An 18,310-nucleotide genomic window follows, 5' to 3' on the forward strand; every position below is an offset into this window, starting at 1 on the left:
TGAAAAATCTAATAATAATAGTAAAAAAACTGTTGATTTGATGATTTTTTTCGAAAATTACAGTATACTATCATAGGATAAACTAAGGAGAGTATGATGAAATGGCTCAATTATTTTTTAAATATGGTGCAATGAATAGTGGGAAAACGATTGAAATTTTAAAAGTCGCACACAATTATGAAGAACAAAATAAACCAGTCGTGTTGATGACAAGTGGATTAGATACAAGAGATGAAATAGGTATCGTTTCAAGTCGTATAGGATTACGTCGTGAGGCTATTCCCATTTTTCATGATACAAATGTTTATGATACAGTGAGTAAGATGTGTAATAAACCATACTGTATATTGGTTGATGAATCGCAATTTCTAGAACAAGCTCATGTGGTACAATTTGCTAGAATTGTGGATGAACTTGATATTCCTGTGATGGCATTTGGCTTAAAAAATGATTTTAAAAATGAGTTATTCGAAGGCTCTAAATATTTATTATTATATGCAGATAAAATTGAGGAATTAAAAACGATTTGTTGGTTTTGTCATAAAAAAGCTACAATGAATCTAAGAATGGATAATAATAAACCTGTTTATACAGGTGAACAAATTCAAATAGGTGGCAATGAAGCTTACTACCCAGTTTGTCGTAAGCATTATGTGAATCCACCACTGTCAAATCGAAAGGATGAAGAAAATGTTTGATCAATTACAAGCGATAGAAGACCGTTATGAAGAATTAGCGGAATTACTAAGTGACCCAGATGTCGTAAGTGACACGAAGCGTTTTATGGAGCTATCAAAAGAAGAAGCAGGAACACGTGAAACAGTTGACGTGTACCGCCGATACAAAGAAGTCACTCAAGGCATTTCAGATACGGAAGAGTTATTAGGTGAAAAACTTGATGATGAGATGCAAGAGATGGCTAAAGAAGAGTTATCTGAATTAAAAACTGAAAAAGAAGAATTAGAAGAACGTATTAAAATTCTTTTATTACCTAAAGACCCGAATGATGATAAAAATATTATCTTGGAGATCCGTGGTGCAGCAGGTGGAGATGAAGCCGCATTATTTGCTGGCGATTTATTTGAGATGTATCAAAGTTATTCACAAAATCAAGGATGGACGTTTGAAGTCATGGATGCCAACATCACTGATATTGGTGGATATAAAGAAGTCACTGTGATGATTACAGGAGACAGTGTCTTTTCAAAACTAAAATATGAAAGTGGCGCACATCGTGTACAACGTGTTCCATCAACTGAATCTCAAGGTCGTGTTCACACGTCAACAGCAACAGTCGTTGTCTTACCTGAAGCAGAAGAAGTTGAGTTAGACTTAGAAGACAAAGACATTCGTGTGGATATTTATCATGCAAGTGGAGCCGGTGGACAGCACGTCAATAAAACAGCTTCTGCCGTTCGTTTGACACATATTCCAACAGGGATTGTTGTAGCTATGCAGGATGAGCGTTCTCAGTTGAAAAATAGAGAAAAAGCGATGAAAGTGTTGCGTGCTAGAGTATATGATCAATTGCAACAAGAAAGCCGTAGTGAATACGATGCTAACCGTAAGTCAGCTGTTGGTACGGGAGATCGCTCTGAGCGTATTCGGACATATAACTTCCCACAAAATCGTGTGACGGATCATAGAATTGGTTTGACCATTCAAAAATTAGACCAAATCTTAGCCGGAAAATTAGACGAAATTGTGGATGCGTTGATTATTTATGATCAAACAGCTCAATTGGAGAAATTAAATGGATAAACCTGTTACATATTTTGAAGTCCTGAAATGGGCTTCTTCTTTTTTAGAAGAGCATAATAAAGAAACGGAGATTGCTGAATACCTATTGTTAGAATATAATAACTGGAATAAGACAAACCTCTTATTGCATTTCAATAAAGAAGTACCTGAAGAGATAGTGCATCGATTAAAAACTGATTTAGTTAAGGTGAGTGAAAATTACCCGCCACAATATTTAATAGGGTCATGTGAATTTTATGGTGAACGTTTTGTTGTGTCAGAAGATACGTTGATTCCAAGACCTGAAACAGAAGAACTCGTTGAACTGTGTTTAACAGAAAATGATTTAACTAAAAAATCAGTTATTGATATTGGCACGGGTACAGGTGTTATTGCGATTTCTCTGAAAAAAAATCGCCCTAACTGGGATGTAGTAGCCGTTGATTTATCATCAAGTGCTTTAGAAATTGCAAAGAAAAACGCATTACAACTAGATACATCAATTGATTTTTATTTAGGGGATGCCTTAGAACCAGTCATGGATGAAACGTTTGATATTATCATCTCAAATCCACCTTATATTGGAGAAGACGAGTGGCCAGAGATGGATGAATCCGTTAGAACACATGAGCCTAAAATGGCTTTATTTGCTGATAATAAAGGATTAGCGATTTATGAAAAAATAGCTAAGGAATCAACAAAGGTATTAAATGAAAAGGGTAAAATTTATTTAGAAATTGGCTACACACAAGGAATGAGTGTCTCACGACTTTTTGAAGAATACTTTCCGCAAAAAGTTGTAGAAGTAGTCAAGGATATGTCTGGTCATGATCGAATGATTAAAGTTTATTAAAAGGAAGTGTAGGGATGGAGACAAAAATCTATCATCAAGAAGACATTAAACAAGCAGCACGTGTCATAAAACAAGGTGGTTTAGTATCGTTTCCAACAGAAACAGTTTATGGTTTGGGGGCAGATGCGACTAATAGTAAAGCAGTAAAAAAAGTCTATGCAGCAAAAGGAAGACCTAGCGATAACCCATTAATCGTTCATGTTGCTTCAAAAGAAATGGTTGCACAATATGTAAGTGGCATTTCTGATAAGGCAAATCAATTAATGGAAACTTTTTGGCCAGGACCTTTAACACTTATACTACCGTTATCTGAGGAAGCCAATCTGTCGATTAGTATGACAGACCAATTGGAAACAGCAGCATTTAGAATGCCAAATAATGATTTAACATTGTCATTAATACGTGAATCTAATCTGCCACTTGTTGGTCCAAGTGCTAATACATCAGGTAAACCATCCCCTACAACAGCTACACATGTGTTCAATGATTTAAATGGAAAAATTGAAGCCATATTAGATGATGGAGAATGTGAAGTAGGGATTGAGTCAACAGTTATAGACATGAGTCAATTAGATAAACCAACGATATTAAGACCTGGAGCTATCACAAAAGAAGAAATTGAAAAAATAATTGGGGAAGTATTGATTGATACGCATCTTGTAGATGATAAACAAGCACCAAAATCACCAGGAATGAAGTATAAGCACTATTCACCTGACGCTGAGGTGATTATTGTTGATGGATCAATTAATGACTGGAGACACGCGATTAACTATTATAAATCGCAACAAAAAAAAGTGGCGATTTTGTCAAGTCAAGCTATCTATGATGAATTAGATGATTATTCGGTATTTGCTCATTATATTTTATCTGAAAATAAAGACGTGAAATCAGCTATGCATCATTTGTTTAGCGGATTAAGACAATTAGATGCTGATTTATTGGGACATGATGGTATTATTCTAGCTGAAGGATATGATGAAACCAGTGAAAATATGGGATATATGAATCGATTAAAAAAAGCAGCAAATCAAACATTTTTTAGAAAATAAATAGTAATTATAAAGAAATATGGTACAATGGTATAAAAAATCGGGAGTGTGTTTGCATATGGATTATAAAAAAGAAGATGCTGTTTTATGGGATGCAATTGCTAATGAAAAACAAAGACAACAAAAAACAATTGAATTAATTGCTTCAGAGAATTTCGTATCAGAAGCTGTTATGGCAGCTCAAGGAAGTGTGTTAACAAACAAATATGCTGAAGGATATCCTGGACGCAGATATTATGGTGGCTGTGAGTTTGTTGATGTAGTAGAAAATTTAGCAATTGATCGTGCGAAAGATTTATTCCAAGCAGATTTTGCTAATGTTCAAGCTCATTCAGGTTCACAAGCTAATACAGCTGCTTATTTATCATTGGTTGAAGAAGGCGACACAGTGATGGGAATGGACCTAACAGCAGGTGGGCATTTAACTCATGGGTCTCCAGTAAACTTTAGTGGTAAAACATATAACTTTGTGTCATATGGCGTAGACCCAGTGACAGAAGTGATTGATTATGAAGTGGTAAACATACTTGCAAGAAAACATCAACCAAAATTAATAGTTGCCGGAGCAAGTGCTTATTCACGTGATATTGATTTCAAGAAATTTAGAGAAATCGCTGATGGTGTTGGAGCAAAATTAATGGTTGATATGGCTCATATAGCCGGTCTTGTGGCAACAGGTTTACACCAAAATCCAGTTCCATATGCAGATGTTGTAACATCGACAACACACAAAACATTACGTGGGCCAAGAGGTGGTCTTATTTTAACAAACTCACCTGAATTAGCTAAAAAAATCAATAGTGCTATTTTCCCTGGTATTCAAGGTGGACCTTTAGAGCATGTGCTTGCAGCTAAAGCTGTGGCTTTTAGAGAAGCATTATTACCTGAATTTAAAGACTATAGTAAACAAGTGCTAGCAAACGCTAAAGCAATGGCTAGAGTAATCAATCGAACCCCAGGATCTCGTTTAATTAGTGGCGATACAGATAATCATTTATTATTAATTGATGTAACTGGTTTTGGCTTGACTGGTAAAGAAGCAGAAGCTATTTTAGATAGTGTTCATATCACTGTCAATAAAAATACGATTCCATTTGAAAGTCAAAGTCCATTTGTGACAAGTGGTATTCGTATTGGAACGCCAGCAATTACAACACGTGGATTTAAAGAAGATGATGCAACAAAAGTCGCTGAATTAATTGTTGAAGCACTAACATATCACGAAGAAGAAAGTGTTTTAGAAAAAGTCAGAAAAGAAGTAGTAGAGCTATTAAAAAGCCATCCACTTTATAAATAAAATTTTGGCTCTTTGTCAAATTGGACTGATGAATTAAATTTGTAAGATGATGACTGTGAGAGTAATCTCATATTTATCATCTTTTTAATGACTTTAGTCAATTGAGCAGAAATCGTGCGAGACAGAAAAATCACGCGTATTGCGCGTGGAAGAAATAGCTTTAGCGTTAAGAAACTCCTTTCGATATACTAAAAAGTGGCTACCAACCACAATAAGAATATTGAAAGGAGTTTCTTTATGTTTAATGACGATAAAAGTTTAGCACATACAGGATGGAATTGTAAGTATCATTTAGTAGTTACTCCAAAATACCGAAGGAAAGCAATATATGGGTTTATTTCTTCTCGAATAAAGTGGCTAAGTGTTGCCCATTATCCAACCTATCATTTATTAAAGAAACAACGGTTCCTTTGTCGTGAATGTCACACTTCTTTTCTAGCTGAATCTTTATAAATTGATAAGCACTGTTTTATCGCTAACAGAGTGAAACAATCTATTGGCATGGAGTTGTCCGATCCTGTCTCATTGAAAGACTTAGCTAAAAGACATTTTGTATCAACTACTACAATCAGTAAAATTCTTAATTTATTAGGAAAAGAGCTGTCAAATAACTTTACTGATTTGCCCCAAAACTTGTGTTTTGATGAATTTACATCTGTCAAAAATAAACAAGGTAAATATAGTTTTATCTATTCAGATTCTGTTTCACATCAAATCATTGATATTTTGCCTGATAATAAATCTCATACATTGGAGAGTCACTTCTCAAAAATAAAGATTTAAAAATGATATTTTCATTCTTAAATCCTTATTTCTTTATCTTAGAGACTTTTGGGTCAGCCTCTTTCGTTTAGTCGATCAGGTTCAGAGTGAGCCAGACGACTTGCAGCAGCGGCCGCGATAGCTCCGACAATATCATCTAAAAAGGTATGAACTTGATTGCCTTCATGTGAATTCAATTTTTCTAAAATCCCTGGTTTGACTTTATCTATATAACCATAGTTAGTAAAACCGATTGAACCGTATATATTAACAATAGATAGTGCTAATATTTCATCAATGCCATATAAACCTTCATCAGTTTCAAGAATTTCTTGTAAAGGTTCTAACACTTGATGATTTTCTGCGGCGATATCCAGTTGAATCCCTGTTAAAATAGCATTTTGAACTTCTCGTTTATTTAAAACAGCTTCAACATTTTCTAAACACATATCAAGAGTTAAATCTTGTACATATTTTTCTTGAAGAAAGTAAACTAGTTCTGCTATGTCCTTAATTGTTACACCACGATCTAATAATAATTGTCGAGACATTTTTTTTAGTGTTTCTTTTTTTATTGTCATTATGTCACCTTCTTAATTCGTATTGTTAACTAGTATAACCTAGTGTTAGAGTTGTAACAAGTATGAATTATTGGTCAAATAAACTAGTACTGTGCATCGGTTGAATACGTTCTTTAGGATTTATGTGGTTTACTGCATGATTAACGGCAATCGGAGCTTCACCAAATCCAGTTGCGATGAGTTCAACTTTCCCATCATACGTTGAAATATCCCCAATCGCAAAAATCCCTTCAACAGACGTTCTAGTAGCAGAATCCGTTACAATTGATTGACGCGTTAATTTTATTGGCCAATTTTTTATTGGCCCTAGTGAAGAAGAAAAACCATAATTAACGAGTAAATCAGATACGTCTATCGTTTTTGACTCATCTTTTTTTGGATTAAATAAGGTAACACCTGTTAATTGTTGTTCATCTCCATGTAATTCTTGAATAACAAAGGGTGTTTCAATGTCGACACTGGATTGTTCTAATAAGCTGATACTATGTTCGTGTGCTCTAAACGTTGGACGACGATGAACCAGTTTGACAGATTTAGCAACATCTTCAAGCATCAATGCCCAATCAACTGCTGAATCACCACCACCACAAATCATGATATCTTTTCCTCTAAATTGTTCCATGTCAGTCACAAAATAGTGTAGGCCTTTTCCTTCATAATACTCATGACCTTCAGTTGTTAATCGTTTTGGTTGAAACGCCCCATTACCGGCAGCGATAATCACTGTTTTGGAATAGTGCGAGCCTTTTTTGGTGATGAGTTTAAACATGTCATCTTCTTTTTCTATTTGTAACACTTCTTCATCCAAACAAATCGTTTGATCAAACGGTTTAATTTGTTCAACTAATTGATCGACTAATTGTTGTGCTTTGATATTTGGAAATCCTGCTACATCATAAATGAGTTTTTCCGGATAAAGTAAACTAAGTTGTCCTCCAAGTTGTGGTAGAGATTCAATAATTTTAGTTTTAGCTTGTCTCATTCCTGCATAAAAAGCAGCAAAAATCCCAGCAGGTCCACCACCAATAATTGTAATATCATATATTTCTTTTGTCATGTGTAACTCCTTTACTAAATCAATACCCAAAGTATAAATGACATGTTTAGATAAATAAACTATTTTGAATTTTAAAGTGTTTTTAATTGATTTATGACATGGTGTCATATATAATGACACCATGTCATAAATCAGTTAGGAGATAAATTTATGCCAAGTCCCACATTTTTTCGTTTAGAAGAAGAAAAGCAGAAAAAAATTATTGCAGCATGTGAAAAAGAATTTTCTGATGTTCCAATCCATCAAGCATCAATTGCCAATATTGTGAAGTACGCAGATATACCAAGAGGAAGTTTTTATCAATACTTTGAAGATAAAGATGATGTCTTTTATTATATTTGTGATAATTTAGTAAAAGAACCTGAAACAACATTCATGACATTATTTAAAGAAAACAAAGGAAACTTATTTTTAACCATGCAAGAATTTTTTGATTATTTTATACATTTGGTTTTAAAAAGCAAGCATGAAAAGTTATTAAAAAACATTTTTATGTATATGGATTACAAACGATCAAGTGAAATTATTGATGAGTTAGGTGTTGAAAACAGAACAGAAAAACAAATAATGGGTCGAAAAAAACAACGCTATCATCAGTATGAAGAATTAGTAGAAAATATTGATTATTCCTATCTAAGGATATCTAATACTAAAGAATTAAAAGTGTTATTAAGACTGTTATTTTATACAATGCACGCTTCAATTAATGAAATTTATCGTTCAGAACAAATGGGGAAAAAAGTAAATATTGAAAAAGTGAAAGCGGAGTTTAATATGAAGCTAGATTGGATTGCCTATGGGGTAATGAAAGATAAATAGGAGGATAGAAACATGTTAAGAATTATAAAACGAATGTCTCTACCAGCAGTTTTAGGGGCTATTTTATTCATGGTAATTCAAATTACCAGCGATTTGTATTTACCGACACTTACGTCAAATATTATTGACAATGGTGTTACTAAGGGAGATATCCCATACATTTGGCGCGTTGGTTTTGTGATGATAGGTATTTCATTTATCGGAATATTAGCATCTATTGCTAATACATTTATTGCCACCAGACAAGCGCAAAAACTAGGCAAAAAATTGCGTTCTGAGATTTATGAAAAAGTAGAATATTCATCTCAACGTGAATTTGACAAAATTGGAACAGCGTCTTTAATTACCAGAACAACCAATGATGTTAATCAAATTCAAATGGTTAGTCAGATGTTCTTAAGAATCATGATTAATGCACCAATCACATTAATTGGTGCAAGTGTTTTGGCTTTTTATCGTGACAGAGAACTGACAAAAATATTTTTATATGTCATTCCAATGATTATATTAGTTGTTGGTGTTACGATGTATTTTGCGATTCCCTTATTCAAAAGTTTACAAGAAAAAACAGATAGATTGAACTTAGTATTTCGTGAAGGACTAACAGGCGTACGTGTTATCCGTGCATTTAATCAAACAAAATTTGAAGAAAATCGTTTTGATGAGGCTAATAAAGACTACACAAACACAGCCGTAAAGGTAAATACATTGATGTCATTCTTACTACCTGTGATTACGTTCATTATTAGTGTGACAAATGTATCCATCATTTGGTTTGGTGGTCATAATATAGCGGAAGGAACGCTTGAAGTAGGTAACATGATGGCGTTTATGACGTATGCTATGCAAATTTTAATGAGTTTTGTGATGATGGCGATGATTTTTGTGTTTGTGCCCCGTGCTCAAGCATCAGCTGTTCGTATTAACGAAGTACTTGACATGAAAGACGATATTAAAAATCCAGATTCACCAAAAGCATTTAATTCAGATAGTTCATTAACATTTAAACAAGTTAGTTATAGCTACAGTGGTGCTGAAAAACCAGCTTTATCTGGTGTTGATTTTACCGCAAAAAAAGGTGAAACTGTGGCTATTATCGGAGGAACTGGTTCAGGTAAATCTACTCTGGTCAATTTAATTCCCCGTTTCTTTGATACAACGGAAGGTGAAATATTAGTTGATGAATGCAATGTAAAAGATGTCTTGCAGCATGAACTGAGAGAGAAAGTCAGTTTTGTACCACAAAAAGCAGTATTATTTACCGGAACAATCCGATCAAATATGCAGTACGGGAAAGAAAATGCGACAGACGACGAGATTTGGCAAGCTTTAGAAATAGCGCAAGCAAAATCATTTGTTTTTGAATTACCAGATGGTTTGGATAGTAAAGTTGAGCAAGGTGGAACAAACTTCTCCGGTGGACAACGTCAACGTCTATGTATAGCTAGAGCACTTATAAAAGACGCGTCAGTCTACGTGTTTGATGATTCCTTCTCAGCACTTGATTTTAAAACAGATGCTGCTCTTCGAAAGGCATTGAAAGAGTCGATCACTGAAGCAGTAGTCGTCATAGTAGCACAAAGAATTAGTACCGTGGTGGATGCTGATACGATTCTTGTATTAGACGATGGTGTCATGGTAGGTCGTGGCGATCACCAAACGCTTAAAGCAACCAATGATACCTATCAAGAAATTATTTCATCACAGTTGAGTAAGGAGGAAATAGCATGAGACAACACGGATCTGGTGGAGCAAAAGGAAAAAAAGCAAAGCCAAAGAATTTTTGGAAAACGACCAAACGTTTGATGTCATATATGATGAAGCGTTGGTACTTAATTGCTTTAGTGTTTGTTTTAGCAACAGCCTCTACTATATTTCAAATTCGCACTCCTAAAATATTAGGGGAAGCAACAACTGAAATTTTTTCTGGACTGATGAAAGCAAAAGAAGCCATGATGAGTGGTGCTAAAGTAAGTAAAATAGATATAAACTTTGATAAAATTGGTAGCATATTAATGATTGTATTAGCAATGTACGTTGCTTCAGCTATGTTTAGTTTTTTACAACAATTTATTATGACACGTATTTCTCAACGAACAGTGTATCAATTAAGAAAAGAATTTAAAGAAAAAATGGGACGTGTCCCTGTTTCTTACTATGACACGCATTCAAATGGTGATATTATGTCTCGTGCGATTAACGACATGGATAATATTGCCACAACTCTCCAACAAACGTTAACCCAGTTTGTAACAAGTATTTTAATGTTTTTCGGGGTACTTTGGATGATGTTAACAATCAGCTGGAAATTAACAATTGTTGCAGCGTTGACAGTTCCGCTTAGTTTAATTATTACTATGATTATCGCTCCAAAGTCTCAACGCTATTTTGGAAAACAACAAGCAAGTCTTGGATTGCTAAATAATCAAATAGAGGAAAGCTATAGTGGACATGCAGTGGTTAAAAGTTTTAATCATGAAAAAGATAATATAGATGTATTTGAAATTCAAAATGAGAATTTATATGAATCTGGTTGGAAATCTCAATTTATTTCAGCGATTATTATGCCACTGATGAACTTTGTAAAAAATATTAGTTATGTATTTATTGCTGTATTAGGTGGGATACAAGTAGCAAATGGACACATGCCTTTAGGGGACGTACAAGCATTTATGCAGTACACTAACCAATTTGCTCAACCTCTAAGTCAAATGGCGAATCTGTTAAATACAATTCAATCAACAATTGCTTCGGCTGAACGTATTTTTGATGTATTAGACGAAATGGAAATGAGTGATACAACAGTTGATAGTTCACTTGCTACACCAACAGACGCGGTTGTGTCATTCCAACATATGGCATTTGGTTATGATGATAGTGAATTATTGATGAAAGACTTTAACTTAGATGTATTTAAGGGACAAAAAGTTGCGATTGTAGGACCAACTGGTGCTGGTAAAACAACGATTATTAATTTACTTGAACGCTTTTATGATGTCTCAGGTGGATCAATTTTGTATCAAGGAAAAGACACTCGTAATATTAAACGTGAAACATTACGCTCTCATTTTTCGATGGTACTTCAAGATACATGGCTATTCACTGGCTCAATTTATGACAATATTCGTTATGGTAATATGGATGCTAGTGAAGAAGAGGTTATTCGTGCCGCAAAAGCAGCTCGTGTGGATGAATTTGTTCGTCGTTTACCTGAAGGTTATGATACAGTCTTAAACGAAGATGCATCAAATATTTCTCAAGGACAAAGACAATTAATCACGATTGCACGAGCCTTTTTAGTTAATCCAGATGTTTTAATTTTGGATGAAGCAACTTCTAGTGTTGATACAAGAACTGAAATATTGATACAAGAAGCAATGGATAAGTTATTAGAAGGTCGTACAAGTTTTGTTGTGGCTCATAGATTATCAACAATTCGCGATGCAGATAACATTATTGTGATGGATCAAGGAGACATTGTTGAAACAGGAAATCATGATCAATTGCTTGAAAAAGCCGGTTTCTATGCTGAACTGTATAACAGTCAATTTTCAACTGGTGTAAGTATTTAATAAATAAAATGATATTCATCTAATTTTTCGAATATAATAATGGAATTTCCTAGATAAAAGGTGTTACAATGTAAAGTGACGTTAAGGGAAAAGACATTGATTTTTAAAATTTAGGGGGAAATGAATATTATGGTTAACTTTTCATTAAATCCAAACACCAAATTGACTTCTGTTGCCATCAAAGTAAAAGATTTTGACAGAATGTTAAGTTTCTACCAACAAGTTGTTGGGTTTGATTTGATTAATGAAGAAAATGATATGGCTATTTTAGGTATTGGTAGTCAGAAAAGAAAATTGCTGGGATTGATTTCGACACCAGATGGCGTTGAAGGATCAAATACTCAGACTGGATTAAACCATACATCGTTTGTTTTTCCAACTAGAGACGACCTCGCTCGTTTTATCAAACATCTCATGTTAATGAATTATCCAATTGAAGGCGAAAGTGACCATGGATTTTGTGAATCTGTTTATATTAGTGATCCTGAGAATAATCGTTTAGAGTTCAGTTGGGATAAGCCAAGAGATGAATGGCCAATGGTAGATGGTAAAATAGATGGTGTAACCAAAGAATTGAACATTCAAAAACGTTTAAATCGAGTAGAAGGAGAGTATACGTCTGTTCCAGAAGAAACTAAAGTAGGACATGTCCACCTGTCTGTTTCTGATTTAGAAGAAGTATACCAGTTCTATGCTGAAAAATTAGGTTTTAAAATTCAAGATGATGATTTTGGTTCAACTCATTTGCTTTCTGTGAATGACTATCATCACCAATTAGCAATTAATGAAGCTCAATCAAATGGAGTGTCTCCAGTTATCCATGAGACGGATTTGGGAGTAGACCATGTGACATTTGATATACCAACAATGGATGACTTACTTTTATTAAAAGAAAATCTAGAATCACTCGGGTGTGATTTTTATTACAATAAAGGAAAACGAATCATTGGATTGTACGATCCTAGTGGTATTCATTTATGGTTCATCGTTTTTAAAAAAGAAAATAAAAAATAAATAAAAGCTGATAATAGTTGCTAGTATTTGACTAGCTATTATCAGCTTTTTTCTTAAATAAGGAGACACTATGTTTGAAAAAACTATCGCTACTATCGAGTTGATGCATCAAGATAAGATCATACCAGGAGCCAATTATCTTTTTTTAAAACAAGGTGATATACAAAAAGGAGTCATTGGTTTTAAAGAAGTGATACCAGAAGAGATAAGTGCAACTCATGACACACTTTACGATATGGCTTCTCTTACGAAAGTCATGATGACTAATACACTTGTTTTGCAATTAATCGAAAAAAATGTTTTAGATATTGATGCCCCTTTTAAAACCTATTTACCCTCATGGCATGAAGAACGTGTGACATTACGACATTTATTGACACATACGTCAGCCGTTTATGGATACATTGAAAATAGAGATGAGTTATCAGGAGAAGAACTTAGACAAGCTATTTTACGCTTACCGGTTAATAAATCAATCATAGGAAAGAAAAAAGTGTATACTGATACAGGCACATTATTGATGGGATTTATGTTGGAAGATTATTATAAGAAAAACTTACATGATTTGTTTACTGAAAAAGTTTTACATCCACTAGGAATGACTTCAAGTGGCTTTACAAACATTGATAAAACGAAATGTGCACCTACTCAGGTTACTAAAACAAGAGGAATCATAAAAGGTGAGGTTCATGATCCAAAAGCTTATCAACTAAAAGAACACTGTGGCAGTGCGGGTTTATTTAGTACAATTGATGACAGCTTTAAGTTTGTTCAAATGATGTTGAATAAAGGGACATTACCATCTGGCGATAAGATGCTTTTACCCGAAACAATAGAAAGTTTATTACAAGACTACACTTCAACAGCTACTCTGTCTCGTTCTTTAGGGTGGGATTTAAGGTATCATTTAGAAAAAAAACATCCAATATTATATCATACAGGTTATACGGGTACTTTTATGTTGATAGATATTATAGAACAAGAGGCTTTTATTTTTTTATCAAATAGAGTTCATCCTTATGATAATAGACAAGATTACATAAGAAAACGTGATGAATTAATCGAGGTTTTTCAAAAAGAACAGACGAATTAGATAAGAAATGATATACTATTTTTATCAATAAAGATGAGGTGAAGAGACAAGATGACAAAGCCATTATTTTTAAAACCAGTATTCCAAGAAAAAATTTGGGGTGGAGAAAAATTATCGACAGAATTTGGTTATGAATTAACTAGTAAAACGATTGGTGAATGTTGGGCAATTAGTGCGCATCCTCATGGTGTTTGTACGATTGAAAATGGGGAGTTCAGTGGAGAAAAGTTAGATGATTTATGGGAAAAACATCCAGAATTATTTGGTCATCCAAAGGAAAAAGTTTTCCCATTATTGACTAAAATTTTAGATGCAGAAGATGATTTATCTGTACAAGTTCATCCAGATGATTTTTACGGATTAAGTCACGAAGGAGAGCTTGGAAAAACTGAGTGTTGGTATATTATAAGTGCTGAACCAGGAGCTGAGATTATTTATGGTCATCATGCTAAGACAAAAGATGAATTAAAACGAATGATTGATTCAGGTGAATGGGATGATTTGTTGAGACGTATTCCTGTCAAAAAGGGAGATTTCTTCTATGTGCCAAGTGGAACAATTCATGCGATCGGTAGTGGGATTATGATTTTAGAGACACAACAAAGCAGTGATACCACATATCGCGTGTATGATTACGATAGAGAAGATGATAATGGCATTACTCGTGAGTTACATATTCAACAGTCACTTGATGTAACAACGGTTCCTCATGTTGATCCTAAAATAGCTGTTACACAACTGAATGAAAATAAATCAAGTATTACTACCTTTATAGAATCTGATTATTTTAATGTATATGAGTGGAATGTTAATGGTATTTTGGATATTCAGTCTCATGCGCCTTATACACTAGTTAGTGTGATAGATGGATTCGGTTATTTAAAATTTGATGAGCAATCATATGAGATTTCTAAGGGCATGCACTTTATTTTACCAAATGGAGTAGATACATGGTCATTAGAAGGAGATTTAGATATCATTGCTTCAGAACCTGGAAAGAAAAATAGATAGTATCAAAAAAGAGGTTGGCCTAAAAGTAACTTTTTAAATGAGAATCACTCAAAAAAACAGAAATCCCACGAAGTCAGTGTTTTAACAAACTGATTTCATGGGATTTTTCTATTTTAAAGACTTTTGGGTCAGCCTCTTTTGTTTATTATAAAATTTCTGTTATTGGTTTGTATTCCACTAAACGATTTTGGTCTTCGGCCACTTCTTTAGAAGTTAATACGCCGTTATATGTATTGAAACCATTTAATAAGGCTACATCCGTTTTTATAATATCTGCCAAGGGCTTGTTTGCTAATTTAACAATATAAGGTAAAGTATTGTTAGTTAAAGCAAGTGTTGATGTACGAGATACTGCACCAGGCATATTGGCAACAGCGTAGTGAACAACACCATGTTTAATATATGTTGGATCATCATGGTTTGTTACATGGTCAGTTGTTTCAAATATACCACCTTGGTCAATGGCAATATCAATAATCACTGAACCAGGCTTCATTTGTCTAACCATATCCTCAGTTACTAAACGTGGAGCTTTGCGTCCAGGAATTAAAACAGCACCAATTACTAAATCAGCTATTTTAACTGATTTTTCAATGTTATGTGAATTTGAAATGACCGTTTCAATAGTATTACCAAAAATGTCTTCTAATTCTGCTAATCGTTTTGGATTAATATCTAAAACACGGACTTTTGCACCTAATCCAACTGCAATTTTTGCAGCATTTGTACCAGCGACCCCACCACCTATAATGACGATTTGACCTTTTTCAACCCCGGGAACAGATGATAGTAAGACACCAGATCCTTGGTTGATTGATTCTAGGAAGTAAGCACCCGTTTGAGGAGCCATACGTCCTGCAATTTCCGACATTGGTGTTAGTAATGGTAAAGATCCATCAGGTAAACGAACTGATTCATACGCTATCGCTGTTACTTTATTTGCCAATAAAGCATCAGTTAACTCTTTATTAGGTGCTAAATGTAGATAAGTAAATAAGATTTGATTAGGTTTGAATAAATGATATTCAGATGCCAACGGTTCTTTAACTTTTAAAACCATGTCTACATCCCATGCGTCTTCTTGACTTTGAACGATGGTTGCACCCATTTCCTCATAAGCACTGTCTTCAAATCCAGCACCTATACCTGCTTGAGTTTGTATGAAGACTTCATGCGAGTTCTCCACTAAAATTTTTACAAATGGAGGAGTCAATGCAACACGATTTTCATTGTTCTTAATTTCTTTTGGTACGCCAATTTTCAATTTTTTTCACTCCTATTCTTTCATAACTTATTAAAGTTATAACAATACTCATTATATATATAATGTCAAAAAAATGCTAATAAAATGGTATTTATATCAAAAAGAACACAAAAAGTATTTTGTGCTCTAATTTAACTCTTTCAGTTTAAACGTTTTTTCGTATTTTGTTTTCATAGCCATATTTAGTAATCTAAGTGCAAGTTGTTTATTTTTGGCTAATAAAGGTCCATGAAAATATGACCCAATGACATTTTTATAAATAACACCTTCTGTTTTATCTTTTCCATTGTTTCCATAGCCCTTGACGACTTCGCCGAGTGGTTTTTCACCTTTACCTAAAAAGGTCATCCCGTTATGATTTTCAAAGCCGTAGTAAGTTTCATCAAATTCCTTATTATAAATTTCTATATCTCCGATAAAACGATTATTATCCTGGCTAAGAGTATAGTGGGGAAGAGCTGCGATTCCGTCAATTTTTTCACCGTGAGCGCCGATGTAATACTCACCTAATAATTGGAACCCTCCACAAATAGCAAGCATCACACCATCGTTTTCGATGTAACGAGTGATAGCGTCTTTTTTTGTTTGAATGTCTTCAGAAACGATTTTTTGTTCATAATCTTGACCTCCACCGAAAAAGACAAAATCATATTTCGTCTCATCAAAATCTTCAAACACGCTGATGATTTCAGTATCAATTGTAATACCTAATTTTTTTGCATAGTAGTTTAATAAAAGTAGGTTACCATTGTCACCATATGTATTCAATAAATTTCCATATAGGTGACAAAATGTTAAATGATAGTTTGTCATACTAGGCTTCCTCCTTGATAAACCCTTGTTGGATTAATTCTTTTCTTAAGCCTAATACTGCAGTGTATGTGGCTAAAATATAAACATGTTCAGTTGGTGCTGATTTTATTTCTTCGATGACTTGTGTAAGTGACGATGTTTCAACTAAATTTTCTTCGTTAATGCCAGCTACTTTTAATCGAAGTGACATATCACTCTGACGTTCTCCACCTGAGATGACTTTAGGAATATCTAATTCACCTAACTCTTCTAATTGACTGTCCCAAATCCAACTGACATCAATTCCGTCAGCATAGTTTGCATTCAGTAGTGCAGCTAGTGAAAATGGGTAAGGAGATAATTTCATCGTATCAATAACTTGATTTAGCCCAACTGGATTTTTAACTAAAACAAGAGTGCATTTTTTATCTCCAATCTCAATGACTTCTTGACGGCCAAATACTTTTTCGTCGTACGCTAAACCTTTTCTGATTTTTTCTGATGAAATATTATAATGTTTCGCTACAGCTGTTGCTGCTAGTGCATTGTAAATATTGTACATGCCCCCTACTTCAATTTGATAGTCATGTTCATCAATCGTAAAGGTAGAAGAGACATTAGTCATATGTTTAATGTCAGTTAAAGCAACACTAAGTTCAGGACGTTTGAAATCACAATTAGGGCAATAATAATCGCCTAAGTTACTATATGTAATCATTTTATAGTGAAGAATGTGATGACAGTGAGGACAAAGTACACCATCTGTGTTGTAGTGAGTCATTTGTTCTTTATCATCTTTATGGCTAAAACCATAATATTCACGTGGATTAACTGTATCAATCGAATTAAATATCGGTAAATCACCATTCATTAATATTGGTGCTTTTGGTGCTTTTTTCGCCCCATCAACAATTAATTGATAAGTCGTGTAAATTTCACCATAGCGATCCATCTGATCACGAAAAATATTGGTAAATAAGAATAACTCAGGTGTTAAAAATTCGGTCACTTTATTTAAACTGGCTTCGTCGATTTCTAAAACAGCGACGTTTTTGCCATGTTTGTTTTTCTTTCCTTGAAGGAATGTAGAAACGATTCCTTGTAGCATATTAGCACCTGTTGTATTCGTAACAACAGAATCGAATTCCTCTTTTAATATATTAACCGTTAACGCAGTTGTTAACGTTTTTCCATTTGTTCCAGTCACAACAATCACATCATAATCTTTTGCTAGACTTGAAAGAATTGTTGGATCTATTTTTAAAGCCAATTTTCCAGGCAAGCTACTGCCACCTTTGAAAAACGTTTTTAATAGCCATTGTGAAGATTTACCAACAGTTGTCGCTAATCCACTTTTAAAACTCATATACATTCCTCCTGTGTATACATTAACCTAATCATAA

The 18,310-nt window shown here is 34.0% G+C and carries 17 protein-coding genes and 1 pseudogene; 13 read left to right on the forward strand and 5 right to left on the reverse strand.

All coding sequences use genetic code 11. From position 1 onward, the window contains the following. The first annotated feature begins 101 nt into the window (after positions 1 to 101). The 7 genes and pseudogenes from BW731_RS09680 to BW731_RS09710 all read left to right on the forward strand — a co-directional run bounded on the left by BW731_RS09680 (position 102) and on the right by BW731_RS09710 (position 5,725). Complete coding sequence (locus BW731_RS09680) at positions 102 to 698, forward strand: thymidine kinase (RefSeq protein WP_079347719.1); 597 nt, start codon at positions 102 to 104, stop codon at positions 696 to 698. Further along, positions 691 to 1,761: a peptide chain release factor 1 gene (gene prfA / locus BW731_RS09685; protein ID WP_079347721.1), complete on the forward strand. Its 1,071-nt coding sequence runs from the start codon at positions 691 to 693 to the stop codon at positions 1,759 to 1,761. The genes BW731_RS09680 and prfA overlap by 8 nt, the downstream gene beginning before the upstream one ends. After that, positions 1,754 to 2,593 (forward strand): peptide chain release factor N(5)-glutamine methyltransferase, encoded by an 840-nt coding sequence (gene prmC / locus BW731_RS09690; RefSeq protein WP_079347723.1) that lies wholly within the window; start codon positions 1,754 to 1,756, stop codon positions 2,591 to 2,593. Before prfA ends, prmC begins: the two co-directional genes overlap by 8 nt. A gap of 14 nt (positions 2,594 to 2,607) precedes the next feature. Further along, entirely contained in the window at positions 2,608 to 3,645 is a 1,038-nt protein-coding gene (locus BW731_RS09695; RefSeq protein WP_079347725.1) for an L-threonylcarbamoyladenylate synthase, read from the forward strand. 58 nt (positions 3,646 to 3,703) lie between these two features. Then, a complete protein-coding gene (glyA, locus tag BW731_RS09700; RefSeq protein ID WP_079347727.1) occupies positions 3,704 to 4,942 on the forward strand; it encodes a serine hydroxymethyltransferase in 1,239 nt (412 codons plus the stop codon). A gap of 237 nt (positions 4,943 to 5,179) precedes the next feature. After that, a pseudogene (locus tag BW731_RS09705) lies at positions 5,180 to 5,293 on the forward strand (IS200/IS605 family transposase); the annotation flags it as partial. Between the two features lie 132 nt (positions 5,294 to 5,425). Further along, a complete protein-coding gene (locus BW731_RS09710) occupies positions 5,426 to 5,725 on the forward strand; it encodes a transposase (RefSeq protein WP_143592775.1) in 300 nt (99 codons plus the stop codon). Positions 5,726 to 5,778: 53 nt separating this feature from the next. Here BW731_RS09710 and BW731_RS09715 read toward each other — a convergent pair whose 3' ends face one another. Together BW731_RS09715 and BW731_RS09720 are read right to left on the reverse strand one after the other, a co-directional pair. Further along, a complete protein-coding gene (locus tag BW731_RS09715) occupies positions 5,779 to 6,285 on the reverse strand; it encodes a phosphatidylglycerophosphatase A family protein (RefSeq protein WP_079347731.1) in 507 nt (168 codons plus the stop codon). A 67-nt stretch (positions 6,286 to 6,352) separates the two neighbouring features. After that, the gene (locus BW731_RS09720) at positions 6,353 to 7,342 is read right to left on the reverse strand and encodes an NAD(P)/FAD-dependent oxidoreductase (RefSeq protein WP_079347733.1); all 990 of its coding nucleotides are present in this window, start codon (positions 7,340 to 7,342) and stop codon (positions 6,353 to 6,355) included. A gap of 150 nt (positions 7,343 to 7,492) precedes the next feature. On the opposite strand from BW731_RS09720, the gene BW731_RS09725 reads away from it, so the two are divergent. The 6 genes from BW731_RS09725 to manA all read left to right on the forward strand — a co-directional run bounded on the left by BW731_RS09725 (position 7,493) and on the right by manA (position 14,851). Further along, a complete protein-coding gene (locus BW731_RS09725; protein ID WP_079347735.1) occupies positions 7,493 to 8,161 on the forward strand; it encodes a TetR/AcrR family transcriptional regulator in 669 nt (222 codons plus the stop codon). Between the two features lie 12 nt (positions 8,162 to 8,173). Then, positions 8,174 to 9,892 (forward strand): ABC transporter ATP-binding protein, encoded by a 1,719-nt coding sequence (locus BW731_RS09730; protein ID WP_079347737.1) that lies wholly within the window; start codon positions 8,174 to 8,176, stop codon positions 9,890 to 9,892. Next, positions 9,889 to 11,733: an ABC transporter ATP-binding protein gene (locus BW731_RS09735; protein ID WP_079347739.1), complete on the forward strand. Its 1,845-nt coding sequence runs from the start codon at positions 9,889 to 9,891 to the stop codon at positions 11,731 to 11,733. Before BW731_RS09730 ends, BW731_RS09735 begins: the two co-directional genes overlap by 4 nt. A 129-nt stretch (positions 11,734 to 11,862) precedes the next feature. Then, the gene (locus BW731_RS09740; RefSeq protein WP_158080202.1) at positions 11,863 to 12,747 is read left to right on the forward strand and encodes a VOC family protein; all 885 of its coding nucleotides are present in this window, start codon (positions 11,863 to 11,865) and stop codon (positions 12,745 to 12,747) included. A gap of 70 nt (positions 12,748 to 12,817) precedes the next feature. Continuing rightward, positions 12,818 to 13,840, forward strand: a complete 1,023-nt coding sequence (locus BW731_RS09745) for a serine hydrolase domain-containing protein (RefSeq protein ID WP_079347743.1) — start codon at positions 12,818 to 12,820, stop codon at positions 13,838 to 13,840. Positions 13,841 to 13,891: 51 nt separating this feature from the next. Beyond that, complete coding sequence (gene manA / locus BW731_RS09750) at positions 13,892 to 14,851, forward strand: mannose-6-phosphate isomerase, class I (RefSeq protein ID WP_079347744.1); 960 nt, start codon at positions 13,892 to 13,894, stop codon at positions 14,849 to 14,851. Between the two features lie 145 nt (positions 14,852 to 14,996). Here manA and ald read toward each other — a convergent pair whose 3' ends face one another. The 3 genes from ald to BW731_RS09765 form a co-directional block, all read right to left on the reverse strand. Beyond that, positions 14,997 to 16,115: an alanine dehydrogenase gene (gene ald, locus BW731_RS09755; protein ID WP_079347746.1), complete on the reverse strand. Its 1,119-nt coding sequence runs from the start codon at positions 16,113 to 16,115 to the stop codon at positions 14,997 to 14,999. Between the two features lie 126 nt (positions 16,116 to 16,241). Next, positions 16,242 to 16,928 (reverse strand): type 1 glutamine amidotransferase, encoded by a 687-nt coding sequence (locus BW731_RS09760; RefSeq protein ID WP_079347748.1) that lies wholly within the window; start codon positions 16,926 to 16,928, stop codon positions 16,242 to 16,244. Position 16,929: 1 nt separating this feature from the next. Next, positions 16,930 to 18,273, reverse strand: a complete 1,344-nt coding sequence (locus BW731_RS09765; protein ID WP_079347750.1) for a Mur ligase family protein — start codon at positions 18,271 to 18,273, stop codon at positions 16,930 to 16,932. Positions 18,274 to 18,310 lie beyond the last annotated feature (37 nt).

The sequence above is a fragment of the Vagococcus martis genome, from assembly GCF_002026305.1.
Lineage (GTDB): Bacteria > Bacillota > Bacilli > Lactobacillales > Vagococcaceae > Vagococcus > Vagococcus martis.